This window comes from Leptolyngbya sp. FACHB-36, assembly GCF_014695955.1.
Classification (GTDB): domain Bacteria; phylum Cyanobacteriota; class Cyanobacteriia; order Leptolyngbyales; family Leptolyngbyaceae; genus FACHB-36.
The window spans coordinates 1-13008 of sequence record NZ_JACJPG010000302.1; the positions used below are offsets into that span (position 1 = coordinate 1).

Annotated in this window: 10 protein-coding genes; 4 read left to right on the forward strand and 6 right to left on the reverse strand. The window is 50.6% G+C overall.

What is annotated here, in order from left to right; all coding sequences use genetic code 11:
• The coding region (locus tag H6F43_RS08230; protein ID WP_190342314.1) for a hypothetical protein at positions 1 to 140 on the reverse strand (140 nt) is incomplete at its 3' end.
• A 299-nt stretch (positions 141 to 439) separates the two neighbouring features.
• Entirely contained in the window at positions 440 to 790 is a 351-nt protein-coding gene (locus H6F43_RS08235) for a MerR family transcriptional regulator (protein ID WP_190342315.1), read from the reverse strand.
• 77 nt (positions 791 to 867) lie between these two features.
• Here H6F43_RS08235 and H6F43_RS08240 point away from each other — a divergent pair, with 77 nt between their 5' ends.
• On the forward strand, positions 868 to 1719 hold the full coding sequence (locus H6F43_RS08240) for an SDR family NAD(P)-dependent oxidoreductase (protein ID WP_190342316.1): 852 nt from the start codon (positions 868 to 870) through the stop codon (positions 1717 to 1719).
• A 47-nt stretch (positions 1720 to 1766) separates the two neighbouring features.
• On the opposite strand, the gene H6F43_RS08245 is transcribed toward H6F43_RS08240, so the two are convergent.
• The 3 genes from H6F43_RS08245 to H6F43_RS08255 form a co-directional block, all read right to left on the reverse strand.
• Positions 1767 to 3380, reverse strand: a complete 1614-nt coding sequence (locus H6F43_RS08245) for a 2Fe-2S iron-sulfur cluster-binding protein (RefSeq protein ID WP_199290212.1) — start codon at positions 3378 to 3380, stop codon at positions 1767 to 1769.
• Between the two features lie 141 nt (positions 3381 to 3521).
• Positions 3522 to 5195 (reverse strand): hypothetical protein, encoded by a 1674-nt coding sequence (locus H6F43_RS08250; RefSeq protein WP_199290213.1) that lies wholly within the window; start codon positions 5193 to 5195, stop codon positions 3522 to 3524.
• Positions 5196 to 5267: 72 nt separating this feature from the next.
• Positions 5268 to 7181: a serine/threonine-protein kinase gene (locus H6F43_RS08255; protein ID WP_190342318.1), complete on the reverse strand. Its 1914-nt coding sequence runs from the start codon at positions 7179 to 7181 to the stop codon at positions 5268 to 5270.
• 946 nt (positions 7182 to 8127) lie between these two features.
• Between H6F43_RS08255 and H6F43_RS08260 the strand changes: the two genes are divergently transcribed.
• The 3 genes from H6F43_RS08260 (at position 8128) to H6F43_RS08270 (ending at position 12306) form a co-directional block, all read left to right on the forward strand.
• A complete protein-coding gene (locus H6F43_RS08260) occupies positions 8128 to 9747 on the forward strand; it encodes a PAS domain S-box protein (protein ID WP_190342319.1) in 1620 nt (539 codons plus the stop codon).
• A gap of 294 nt (positions 9748 to 10041) precedes the next feature.
• Positions 10042 to 11328 (forward strand): hypothetical protein, encoded by a 1287-nt coding sequence (locus H6F43_RS08265; protein WP_190342320.1) that lies wholly within the window; start codon positions 10042 to 10044, stop codon positions 11326 to 11328.
• 45 nt (positions 11329 to 11373) lie between these two features.
• Positions 11374 to 12306, forward strand: coding sequence for a hypothetical protein (locus tag H6F43_RS08270; RefSeq protein ID WP_190342321.1), 933 nt, complete (start codon positions 11374 to 11376; stop codon positions 12304 to 12306).
• Positions 12307 to 12411: 105 nt separating this feature from the next.
• Here H6F43_RS08270 and H6F43_RS08275 read toward each other — a convergent pair.
• A partial coding sequence (locus H6F43_RS08275; RefSeq protein WP_206754547.1) for a hypothetical protein occupies positions 12412 to 13008 on the reverse strand: 597 nt, incomplete at its 5' end.

Consider the following 13008-nt stretch of genomic DNA (forward strand, 5'->3'; position numbering starts at 1 on the left):
CGAGTCTCGCGATCGGTTTCGTCAAACAGACACAGATCAATCCCTGTCGCGTGCTCAGAGAAAATTGAAAAATTTGTGCCGTTGCCGTCCCAGTATGCTCCAAGCGGGTAGACAGTTCCAGTCCAGAGCGGTGTGTTCATTGGTTGTGAAAGCAAATTTTTAAATAGGGGTTTAACTGCGATCGGCGCAGAACTGAAAGCGGTGCTATGGATCAGACAGTTCTGATCACTCCGGCAATGCTTCAATCTGGTGCTGATTAATACGAATGGTAATAAGATTTTTTACAGCGCCCCTCTACCATCGGTGAAAACATTGCGTGCGGCAGTTCTACCGCTGGTAGTGCAACTGAGGCAATGACTCGTCCGTAAGTACGAGATAACGCAGTCGCACGCGTAGCCGTCGATCGCGATGGCTGCAGGACTAGTGCTGCGATCGCTCCTCACTGACCGATGCGCTCCATCTTCTCCGAAAGATAAACTCTCATTGTCTTTAGCTGCTCGATTCGTTCGTCAATTTGTTCGATCTTCTGGAGGATAATGCTCTTCTTTTTGGTATCCGTGAGTTGATCGCTCTCCAAATCTTTGATCAATTCCTGGATCTCGGCGAGCGTAAATCCAAGACGTTTGCCTTGTTGAATTAAAAGCAATCTCTCCAGGCTAGTGTCTGAATACTCCCTGTAATTGTTGCTCCTGCGTCTAATCAGCGCAGAGCCAATCAATCCCTTCTTTTCGTAAAAGCGGATCGTATCAACTGGAAGACCCGATTTTTCTGCTAGTTCGCCGATTAGCATGGTCGCTTGACTCTGGAGTATAGTCCATAGTTTAAGGTGGCATTAAATCAATCTGCAAATCAGCGTAGGGAAGCAACGTGAACAGTATTTTAATTACTGGAGTCTCTTCGGGAATTGGCTACGGTGCAGCAAAGGAATTTGCTCGTTGTGGCTATCAGGTGTTTGGTAGCGTTCGCAAACAGGAAGATGCCAAACGCTTAAAGGCTGAAATTGGTTCCAGCTTTATTCCGCTAGTCTTTGACGTGACCGACTCAAACGCCTTGCAGATTGCTGCTAAGGAAGTGAAGGCAACCGTGGGCGATCGAGGATTGGCTGGGCTAATTAACAATGCTGGAATTGCTACGAGTGGTCCGCTAGCTTATCAACCACTCGATGAAATTCGCTGGCAGTTTGAAGTGAATGTGATTGGTCCTATTGCCGTGACTCAAGCGTTTCTACCGTTGTTGAAAGCTAGACGATCGCCAGAAAAATCCAGTCGGATCATCAACATTAGCTCGGTTGGCGGTAAGATTGCGTCTCCTTTCATTGGCGCATATGTGGGCAGTAAGCACGCGATCGAGGGCATGTCTCATAGCCTGAGACGAGAATTGCAGCTTCACGACATTGATGTGATTCTGATTGGACCGGGTGCCGTCCGGACGCCCATCTGGGATAAGGACTCTGCTCAAGACATGAGTCGCTATGCCAAAACAGAGTACGCAAAACCAATACAGGCATTTCAGCAGTACATCACTGGCATTGGCAGGCAGGGGTACTCTCCAGACGTGGTTGGACGATTCATCAGGAAAGTGTTCGAGACTCAAACGCCAAAGGCGCGGTATGCGATCGTGCCTAACCCAATTCGCAACTGGATTCTTCCCCTAGCGCTGCCCGATCGCTGGTTAGATAACTTTATCGGTAGAAATCTCGGTTTGTTGCCGAAACGGTAGCTTCTCACCAATAGGTTTGAGCGTCAGCTCATGCAAACCTCGACACATTAAGCTTCGATCGCCAGTTGATTAACCGGATAAGCTACACAGCTCAGCGCATAGCCTGCCTGCTGATCGGCGGCTGTCAGGGCAGGAGGTTGCGCGTCGTAGCGGACTTGCCCCTTGTGTACCCGAACTTTGCACACTCCGCAGGCTCCTGCTCGACACCCACTGCGGATTTGAATTCCCTCCTGCTCGGCAACCTCCAGAATCGAGCTGTTCGCGTCGGTGGGCACGGTGCGATCGGAGCTAATAAAGTGAATTGCCGGAGTTGCAGTTCCACGCGGTGACTTCACAGGTGGTGGCAGATCTTTTAGCAGCGTCTCTAAATGTTGCCCCTTACCATTCCCATTCTGGGCAACGGTGAGTGGAGCATCCAAATCTGCAATTGTTGCGAGTTGAGGCTGCGATCGGACCAATTCAGGCTGCGATCGAGTCGGTTCAGGCTGCGGTCGGGCCAGTTCAGGCTGCGATCGGGCGGGCTTTGATTTCTTGCTGCCGAAGCTTTCTTCCTTATAGTTCTGCATCGGAAATTGCAGCGTTTCCATCAGAGCGCGGATGCCTTGCATAAATCCTTCGGGACCGCAGACAAAAACAGCGCGATCGAGCAGATCCGGCACCACCAGCTGCAGCATTGATTGAGAAATTCGCCCCGTCAATCCCATCCAGCCGTGCTTCGAGGACTGCGTCAGAGTAATTGCTAGATGGAAATTGGGCATTTGAGCGGCGATCGCTTCCAGTTCGGTGCGGAACACAATATCGTTTGGTGTGCGAGCGCAGTGCAGAAAGACGACATCGCAGTCGGCAAGCGTGTCCTGCACCCAGCGCGACATCGACATCATTGGTGTAATGCCGCTTCCAGCGGAGATCAGCAGCAGCTTGGAAGGTAAATTGGGCAAAAAGGTGAAGTGTCCCAGTGGACCACCCAGCAGCTTGATGTGATCGCCCACCTGAAGATGGTCATGCAGCCAATTAGAGACAAGACCCGCAGGCGAATTGGGCTGATCGGGAGGGCTCGGTACCCGCTTCACCGTCAGGCTTAGATGGTACGGACGCGTGGGAGACGATGAAATTGAGTAGGACCGAATCACCGTTTTGCCATCAATTTCCAGCTCCAGGTTGACAAATTGCCCTGGCTTGTAGGCAAACAGCACGGGTGGTTCTGCTGTGAGACAAAAGGTTTTCACGTCCGGTGTTTCGTCAATAATCCGGGAGCAGCGACACAATAAATCTTCATTGGTCCACGCGGTTTCGGGCAGCACAAGGGGAGGTTGGGACGCGCGATCGGGTGCCGAAGCCGAAGGAATGGTTAATTCCTCAATGTGCAAAAATGTTTCCCCAAGCTGGAGCAGATCGCCAGCGCGAAGTTGCCGCACCTCGTTCACAGGAACGCTCTCGCCGTTGAGTAGTGATCCAGAGACGCTGCCAGCGTCCATAAAGTGGTAGGCGTTGTCAATGTAGACAATTCGCCCGTGTACGCGGCTCACCTCAGGGCTAGTCAGAACCAAATCGCAGGTGGCGCTACGTCCAATAATCCACTCTGCCTGTCCTAATCGGGACTGCTTGAGGTGATGATTTTGAAATTGTCGCTGCTCAAAGTTTACTGACTTCAGGGTCAACATGCGGGTAATCTCCTTGGGGATATCGATTAGTAAGTAGCTGTTAGTTAATAGCTGGTAGGCTCGATCGCCCTAGTCCTTCTCACTGCAATTCAGTAACGATCAACGGCTAACAACTGACAACTGACAACTGACGACTAATACCTAACTACGACGAGTTCCTTTTCTCGCGGGCTTGGCGATCGTCTTTGCCAACGTCACCGCATTGTGAATCTTCGCGGGGGTTGCCTGTGCCTGAGACGCTAGCAACTCTGGATTATTCGTGGCGATCGTTTCGATCGCGGCAAAGTGGTCTGAATCTTTGAGCTGTAAATCCTGTCGCAGCTTTTTGCAGAACTCGAAACTGCCAGAGGCAGTCACGGCTTGCTGTGTAAGCAAGTCCTGCACCACTCCCGTGTAGGTTTGCATTCGCAACTGCTGCGAGACGCCCTGCAACACCTTCACCAGCGTATACAACTCATCGGGCGATAGCTCATCGAACGATCGTCCCTCTAGCAGTGCCGGATCGATCGGCAGCTTTTGCAGTTGCTTTCTGAGGCTGTTAGCCGTGTTTTCGCGCTCGTACTGCGCTCGGGTGCGACGCATGGTGCGGTATACCCACATCGAGCCAACCAAAACAATCAGCGCATTAAAAGCAAGCAGCGGGTAGAGCGGCATCCGGTTCAGCGACGGACGCGCTCCGTAGGAAAAGAACGTCCAGAACGAAATCACCGTAAACAGGGTAAACACAATGTGCTGCGCTTGTTCTGCGGAGAACGACCGACCGCGCCATTTCAAATAGCGGCGACACAATTTTTCGGTGATGAGTCCGATCGTAAACGTGATGGCAGTAAGGACCACAAAGGTGATGTACACGGCTGCGACCTTTGGAATCGGAATCGCCTGCCCGTAAATGTAGAAACCCGTGTCCAGAACTTTTGCAACCTGATCCTCTTCGTGGGTCCACGCCCCAGTGAAGTAATAGTCCCAGTTGCCCGCGTAGAGAAAATAGTATAGGTAGAACGCAATCACCATACCCAAGTAGCCGTACTGCACCAAGCGACGACCGGGTTTATTGAGTTCCATCCAGTAGGTTTTCTCTGCGTCAATATCAACACACGGCGCTTTGCAGCTTACACAGGCGCTTTGTTCCATGCCCGTTTTAGAATCAACGGTGCGACACATGGACTGCGTAATTGGCGTTTTCTGGAGATAGTTCTGGCTGCCCAATAGTGATCGTGGACCTGTGTAGACCAGTTGCACAGGTGCCATCGGACAGAAATATTGACACCAGCTTTTGCCCGCGTACAAATAGCCAACCAGAATAGCGCAAAGAATTGTGCCAATCAGAAAACTGCCAAGAGAAATGCGATCGGAGTTAATGTACAAAATCCGAATGCCCAACCCCAGCACAAATAACCCAAACTGAACGTACAAGTGATTACGCCCCAGCCAGGAGTTTTCGCCGATCGTCACTAGTTCCATCCGCGCTTCGCCCGTTACTGGATCGACGACTTTACGCCGCCGTTGAATTTTCAAAGCGCGAGGAATTTGCGACAGAAACGACAGCGGACAAATGCGTCGCCAAAACTCATGTCCCAACACCAATAGAATGAAAATTCCAGAGGGGACAATCATTGCCCACCAAATAAGTGCGCTCATCGAAAAGGGTGTTTGCGGCAGACATTCCTCTCGAATTCTGATGCATGCATCTGGCTTGATGCGGAACGGACTGGTCCAATTGTCTGCCTGCGTAAACAGTGGGGTAATTGGGTCATAGAACAGAGACGCAATTAGCAGCAGCCAACCGATGACTAACAGCCATCGAACACGGTGCATGGTTCTCTCTGAAACGTTGTGCAGCATAGGAGTCGCCTTGGTGTTCTGCAAAAAATTGAATGGTCCAACAAGCTAGTAAACCGAGCTGTCCTGGATCTGCCAGACGCGCAAATGTCGATCGGTACTCCAACTCACCAAATATTGATGATTTGGGCTGAGGACAGCGTTTGCGTTACGCTCTAGCGCGCCCGCTTGTTTCATGGCGAGCCGTCCTGCCTTAGGAATCCACACGCGAATTTTGCCGTCGTCGTGAATGCTCATGATGTGACGATCGCACAAAGAAGCCGTAATCGAGTGCGCGGATTCTTCCGAAAGCACCTGCACTAATTCCTCACGCTTGAGGTCCCAGACCAGTCCTCGGTCTTTGCCAAAGCTGTACAGGTGGTCATCTACCACTTGTAAACTGACGATCGCGTCCGTGTGCCCAGTAAACGTCCGGCTCAATTCTCCAGCCCGCAGATCCCAGACCTGAAGCTGACGGGTTGACTCAGTGCTGCTGGCACTGATGATCTGATTCGAGGTTGTGCCGTAGGTAAGCGCTGTCACTTCTCCTGCTGGCAGCTTCAGGGTTTGCAGCAGCTTTCCAGTTTGGATATCCCACTGGCGCAGCGTTCCATCCTGGCTACCGCTGACTAGCGTGCGGGAATCTGGACTAATGGCGATCGTCGTGACAGGCTTCGTGTGCCCCTGAAATGCTCGCCGGAAGGTTCCAGCCGTATCCCACAGCCGAACGCTGCCGTCTTCGCCGCCGCTGACTAGGAAGTTGCTGTCTTGGCTGATAGCCAAGGCTTTGACACTTCCCTGCTGTCCGGGCAGAGATTTGAGCAGGGCACCATCCGGCAGCGACCACAGCTGCAAACTGTGATCGGACCCTGCCGTTACCAGAAGGCGGTTGTTTGGCGCAATTATCATCCGCTCAACATCCGAAGCGGGGGTATCGTGCAGCATGGTCAGGTGCACATTCGATCGAGGAAATGCCTTTCCTACCTGGCTCAGAAGCGAGCCAAGGTGTTCACTGTGCGCCTGAGCAAACCATCCTCCGACTCCAACCAGCATCACGGCAGCGGTAATGGGGATGGCTCTTTTTTGAATCGCCTTGCCCCATTTAATTGATTTCCAGGTGTAAATTGAGCTCCATCGCTGGAACTGTTTTGCAGCAGGCAACGTCTGAAGATCTGTCAGAACATCGATCGCCCGTTGGTAGCGATCGGCAACCTGCTCGCGCACCATCCGGTTAAGAATAGCGATGAATTCCGGCTCAACAGCGTGTTCACCGAGATATCGCTGCCAGTCTAGTTCTCCTGAAATCAGGTCTGGTTTAAACTGCCGTGGGTCTGCTCCTGTCAGCAGGTGGATCACGACGATTCCCAGCGCATACAGGTCACTATTTAACTGAGCCATGCCCAAGTATTGCTCATTCGGCATGTAGCCTGGGGTGCCAATGGTGATGGGGGCATCATTGTCGGGTTTGGTACTCGCTTCGTTCTCCTGTAAAAAGCACGCTGCCCCAAAATCAATTAAAACGACTTTGCCATCCGGTCGCCGAATCAAATTGCTCGGCGTAATGTCGCGGTGAATCACGCGGTGGGAGTGGAGGTAGTCCAGTACGGGTAGTAGGTCAAACAGCAGCCCGATCGCTGCCTTTGAGGGCAGACGCTCTTCCGAGGCTAGCCATTCGCCTAAATTAATCCCCTCAATGTACTCCTCGACCAGATAAATCGGGTCCTGCGCATGAGAGTAAGCAAACAGCGTTGGAATTTGGGCGTGCTGTCGCCCTAGCTGTTCCAAAACGCACGCTTCTGTCTCAAATAATCGCTGCGCAGTCTCCAACGAGATTGTGTCGCTAGGCGGCAATTTAAGACGTTTAACCACGCACAGCGGATGATACGGGAGATATTTGTCGCGAGCCAGGTATGTTTCACTAAACCCACCCGCTCCCAGTTTCTCCAAGATGAGGTAGCGTCCAGTTAAGAGTTGCCCAATCATGCCAATTTAGCCTTTCGTGCAGTCATGCTTACACGGGTTTTACCGCCAATGCAGCGGATCTAGAATCACTGAAAATATGCGAAGTCAATTGAAGGACGGATCGATCGTGCAGCAAAGCTTAGAGCATCCCGATGTCCTCAAAATCTGAGGGTTCTTATGCGTGCTAATCATTGCAAACATAAACCACAGTCGCAATTGGGTCCACTTCCTCGCATTAGGGGAGCAGGACTCAAATCAGGATATGTCTGCAAAACAAATAGCGTCAAAATGGTAGATGAACTCGCTTACCCTTACTTAATGACCGCGCAGTGGTAAGCCTGGCTAGATGCCTTGTGTAGATTATAGTGATCAAAATCGCTGTTGGCTACAAATTGTGACAGAACCGGGTTGGGCAGGAGAACCAAACTAACTGGAACCTACTTTCCATAGCAGTTCTAATTAATTTTCGACAAAAGCCAGTGCTGCCGAACTGTCACACGACATACGTGCTGTGACACTCTCTAAACAAGCATACAGGACCCCTGTAATCGTCCTATTTTGGCATGCGCGGCGCTGTGACAATCTACAAACAAGCATACAGCAGAATTTCTAGGGGCACAAAATCAATAACTATAGTCGCAGTCATCGGTCGTCTCGAAGCCATCAGGGCGCTTGAGAGTTTACAAACCGATGACTTGATGAGTCAGCCTAGCGAAGCTGAGCATGCATCCATCTCTTGTCCGAGCTGGATGCGCTTTGCTGAACACTAGGGGTGTAGCTACCAGAGGGTCAGCAGCCCTTGATTGAATCGACAGCGTTCAAGATACTGAAACAGCGGTTCAATGAGCACTGCTATCAAGTTCCATTGGCTTCTTTGAGCCGCTCCGCTTCAACCAGTGCAAAACTCTAGAAGCGGATAACTCCACTCTGGTATTGCTCCATCCGCAAAGCAGGTATACAGTCAACGATGGTTTCTTCTTTTTGGAATATTCCTGGGATTCAATCTGAAAAAGCATTGGAGTTCCTGGAGCAACTGCTCAATCCACTCTGCGTATACGACGATCGAGGTCAGGCAATTTATGCCACCCAGAGCTTCCTAGAGTTATTACGAATTGATCGCGCAATTGGATTCTTTGACTTTTTTGCATCACAGCTAAGCAGGCGAATAGGGCTAACAGAGATTTGGGAGCGTGCCCTACACGGCGAACGCATTGGATTTTCTGCTAAACCTAGAGACGCCGAAGATGACATTGAATGTTCCCTGCAATTTAACCCAGATGCAAAGTTAATGTTCCTAACCGCTCAAAAAGCTGATGTGGGAGGGATTACCAAACTGATAGCAGCCTATGAGCAAGCGATCGCTCGGTCTGCCTACTCCAGTTTGGCGGCGGCTTTAATTGACCCAAATGGAACGATTGTTACGGGTAACCAGAGGCTGCATGACCTGCTGGGAACGACCGATCGTGAAACCCTGAACATTGAAGCGTTTGTTCATCCAACCGATCGACTTGTAGATGCAAAGCTGAGGCAGAAGCTGTTTAATGGAGAGATTAACTCTTACACGGCTGAGAAGCGGTTTGTCTCTAGACAGAGTGAGATTGTTTGGATGAATGTCAGCGCTTCATTAATCGAGCTATCTACCTCTGTTCACGGATTTACGAAATATTTTGCAGTTCTGTTTGAGGACATAACGGAGAGCAAAAAAACTTACAGCGCGCTAATTAAGACCGAGGAAAAATGGAAGACGCTGGTTTTGGACAGCCCCTATTTGTTTATTCAAGCCAGCAATACGGGACAGATTCTATACGTCAGTCCTGCGATTGAGCGAATATTGGGCTACAAGGAGGAAGAACTGCTGGGGCAGTACATTACAGAATTTATTCACCCCAATAATTTTAATGAGTTTGAACTCGTCTTGCAGCTCTGGGGTAGCGATAGTGATTGCGATCGACCAGACATCGAATGCTGGTGGAGAATGAAGTCTGGTCGCTGGGTTTCCTTACATCTCCAGGGGCAGCGGTTTCCTTTAGCGCTGGGAATCGACGGAATCGTGATTAGTGGGCACAACATCACCGATCGCAAATGTTTAGAGGTCGAACTGCAAGCCAGTGAAGAGAAGTTTAGATCTTTGATTCTTAACATTCCTGGCGCAGTGTTTCGATGCGATTCAAGCTACAGAATGGACTTTATTAGTGATGAAATTGAAAACATTACAGGCTATCCATCGGCCGTATTTGTTAACAATCAAGTCCGCTCTTATCTCAGCATCGTTCACTCAGATGACATTCTTCTGATTAAAGATTCGCTGATTCAAAGTGTTCTTGATCGCCATCGCTGCTCGATCGAGTATCGAATTATTCACGCCGATGGCAGTGTGCGCTGGGTTGCCGAACGTAAGCAAGGCGTATTTGATCAGAACGGCAGGTTGTTATGGTTTGATGGCGTTCTAATCGATGTCAGTAAACGCAAACAAATCGAAGTGGCGTTACATCAATTGCAGGACAATCAGCCGCTCAAGGATGCAAGTATTGTCACAGAGAACGCGATCGATCGACCTAAAATGCTACCCAGATCGTGCTCTGACTAATCATCCGAGAATGCCTGATGAGGGTTGCTCTGAAATTCTCTACATCAGCTCTTCATTAAATCTATACGTTTTCTATGGATTGCATTGAGTAATCGTTTGATCAGGTTCTCAGGGTTAGAAAGGCTTTAGGATAGAATAAGCCTATTGCTACTCAGTCAACTAAATCGTGTTGATTTGATGTAGCGATACGTGGTGTGTGGGTCCTCCAGTTATGTTCCTGATATGAGTTGTGAAGTTCCTGCCCCTGGCGTGGATGAGAGGCTGGCTCAAACTACGATTGGACCAGTTGAAGCTGTGAGTGAGCACTTTCGTGATGCGCCTTCCGAAGCAGATGCCGCACTGGAGGATTCAGAGTGCCGTGCTGATCTGCTCGATCAAGCGATTCAGCTTCAACCAAAAGCTAAGGTCGCGTTAATTCGCAAGCTGATTTCTCAGCTGGAAACGGAGTCTATCCAAACCGTTTTAGAGTTTGGGTTGCGAGAAATTGGCGATCGCCATCGTCGCAGCACTCCGTCTGCTACGGTTAGCCACAATACCCGCCTGCTGCTCAAGAAAGACTATAGCTATCACGCGCGGGGATTGAGTGAACCAACGCAGTACTACGTCTACCTGAGACGGCGTAAACCTAAATTAGACCGATACATTGGCACGCTATTTTATATTCCTCAAGGCTGTGTCCTCTCTTATTTTTTGGACGCAGAAGGGCGAATTATTTTTAACCCGCCGCACAACGTGTTTCAACTGCGGGACAGCACTAATTCTGCCGTTGTTCAAATCGTCCGTCTGATCTGTCTGGAGCCGCCGCCGCCAGACTACACATTTACCAAGCAGCAAAACGATACGCCAGCAATTCATTTGCATCTGGAGTATCTGGACCCAAAGACCTATCAGCCCATTGCCAAGCAGACATATCCCTTTCCCGTCTGCATGTATGAGGGAGGGCGGCTCGATCGCTATCGCTGGGAGGTGTCAACGGTAGCGCTTCCACCGGAGCAGTCCCTGTCTCGTCCCCATTTGGTTCAAACCTCAGTTGCCGAACCACTGCTGGACACAGCCGCCTTACCTCCGGTTTCGTCCACTGATTGCTCTCCTCCCGATCGTGGTTTACCGACACCTCCAAATCAGGTGGCTCAACCCACCCGTCGCATCCTGGAACTGCCCGCGACCACCGGACTCACCTTTTATTTGTCTGACCGCACGAGTTCAGACGCGATTCTAAAGCGAATGCGCCTGTGGGTTGCCTGGAGCGAAAAAGCAATGCCGCGATCGCGGTGGGAAATTGTCCAGGACGGAGCCATTTACACGCTGTTGAATGCCCGATTTAAGCGACGGATTCTCAAGTTCTCCAGCGATCGCGCCTCAGTGACGCTGGAACACCCGCTGCCTGTTCTAATGAAGTGGTTTCACGATCTAAGCTTAGCGGTGTCTCAGGCTCCTAACCAGAAGCCCTACAGCGCGGCTCAGCTAAAGCTGGCGCACAATCTATTTGTCGATACGAGCCTGACTCAAGAAGACCCGTTAGTGGCTCTTAAACAGCTATTTGGAGTGGATTTCTCCAAAACCTCGAACGACAGAGCGTAATGTTGAATGCGATCGTGAGGCTGTAGTGAGAGGTTGTGTGCTCAGATGAGTGAGTTTAGCGATTGCTATTATCTCTTCAATGCAACCACCGAGGATGCAGTGTCGCTGATTAAAAAGATTCGTCGCTACGGCTTAGTGCTTCCTCAGATGGGACAGTATGTCCCCTTCTTAGTAGATGGAGCCTGGAATCCAGCTCAATCAATCGATGTCGTCGTAGAGGAGAATTCTGGTGTACTGCTGCACTATTCGTATGCTCAGGACCACGGACTTGAGATAAGGATCTATGACCGCTCTCAGGAGTCCTGTGTTATCGATATACAGCGTCAAGGTCCCTCTGAAAATGCTCTTGACGTTATGGTAAGTGAGCTAGAGCGCTTAGGGATTGCGCGTGGGCATCAACTCGCGGAGGTTCGAGCCATTCTTGAAGAAACCACCCAAGAAGGGACTGTGGACTTGGATAGTATCCGCACCCGATTGGGCAACGCTTTGGGTATTGAACTGTTGAGATGGTGTGGATGCGCTGATCTATTGACTCAAAGCCCAAAGGAGCTATCTCGGCGTTTTCCAGAGGCAATCTTTGTTCTTAAGAATCGGCGCGGCAAAATAGACAACAGTTTAGAACCCATCCCTAATGAATGGTGCCCAAAACCCGGCTTGCCAGTTTTCATGTATCTCCCAGTCCCGGACGGTCTAGTGGATGAAGCCTTGCTCGATCGCCACGTTCGCCACTGGCAGGAAACGAACGATTGGGATGATGACAAGTGCGTGGGGTTTTGGGTTTACACAGGTTACCGCCGCGCCTTACCCAGGCGTATGCGGTATCTGGCTGACCGAATTATGAATCTTCAAAAAGCGTTCGGCAGTGAACACTATGAAGCCGCGCTGCGCCGTACCATTCGCGGAATTCTTGCCGCAGCAGATTCTCGCTTTGATTGGGAACCCTATCTCACCATGAAAGCTGGGGAGCAGAGACTATGAGACGTGCTTTACGGCTTCTGTAGGGTGGGCAGTGTTACTACAAGCGGAAACCGCTCAATAGCGCAGTGCCCACTCTATCCATCTAACAACGCTTTGTGATTGATTCTAGAAAGCTTGCTGGGTGGGTGCAGGCGAGACGGATATCTTCTCCGGAGGGGTAATCGACGGCTGCACGGTGGGTAAGTCTTGCGTAGCGATTTCTACCAAGACTTGATCGGGTTGCTGCAATTCGTCTGATAACTCTACAGCAGGTAAGTCTGACGTGGCAATCTCTGTTAGCGATTCCTCTGGCTCATAAAGGTTTGTCATCGCTTGCTGCAACAGCTCTTGTACCGGAAGGCTGTGATACATCGGCGACCCTTCCAGTGACTTAATGGCTGAAATTGCCTGCTGCCAGTCCTCTGCGTCTTTGGCAGCGATCGCCTGATCCAACACCTTCGCTTGCTTGCTCCAGCGCTGCCTCAGTTCTGTCACGCGATCGTGCAGTTGGCTAGTTGCCGGAATCGTGCTCAGCATTGAGACTGCGGTTTCAACTTTAGCCTGCCGACAGTAATTCGTTGCCTGACGCAGTAGCTCCCGCGACCAATCTTCCTGGAGTCGCTGTGCCATCTCGTAGTGCCGACTGTTTTTAGGAATTCCAGAAATCCCGTTCATCGCATCCGCAATTTGATCGCGGCTTGCAGATGCCTGCGCTTGCTTGAG

Coding starts and splice junctions, on each gene's coding strand:
- H6F43_RS08235 (WP_190342315.1), bottom strand. CDS start 790: ATGCTAATCGGCGAACTAGCAGAAAAATCGGGTCTTCCAGTTGATACG.
- H6F43_RS08245 (WP_199290212.1), bottom strand. CDS start 3,380: ATGTTGACCCTGAAGTCAGTAAACTTTGAGCAGCGACAATTTCAAAAT.
- H6F43_RS08250 (WP_199290213.1), bottom strand. CDS start 5,195: ATGCACCGTGTTCGATGGCTGTTAGTCATCGGTTGGCTGCTGCTAATT.
- H6F43_RS08255 (WP_190342318.1), bottom strand. CDS start 7,181: ATGATTGGGCAACTCTTAACTGGACGCTACCTCATCTTGGAGAAACTG.
- H6F43_RS08260 (WP_190342319.1), top strand. CDS start 8,128: ATGGTTTCTTCTTTTTGGAATATTCCTGGGATTCAATCTGAAAAAGCA.
- H6F43_RS08270 (WP_190342321.1), top strand. CDS start 11,374: ATGAGTGAGTTTAGCGATTGCTATTATCTCTTCAATGCAACCACCGAG.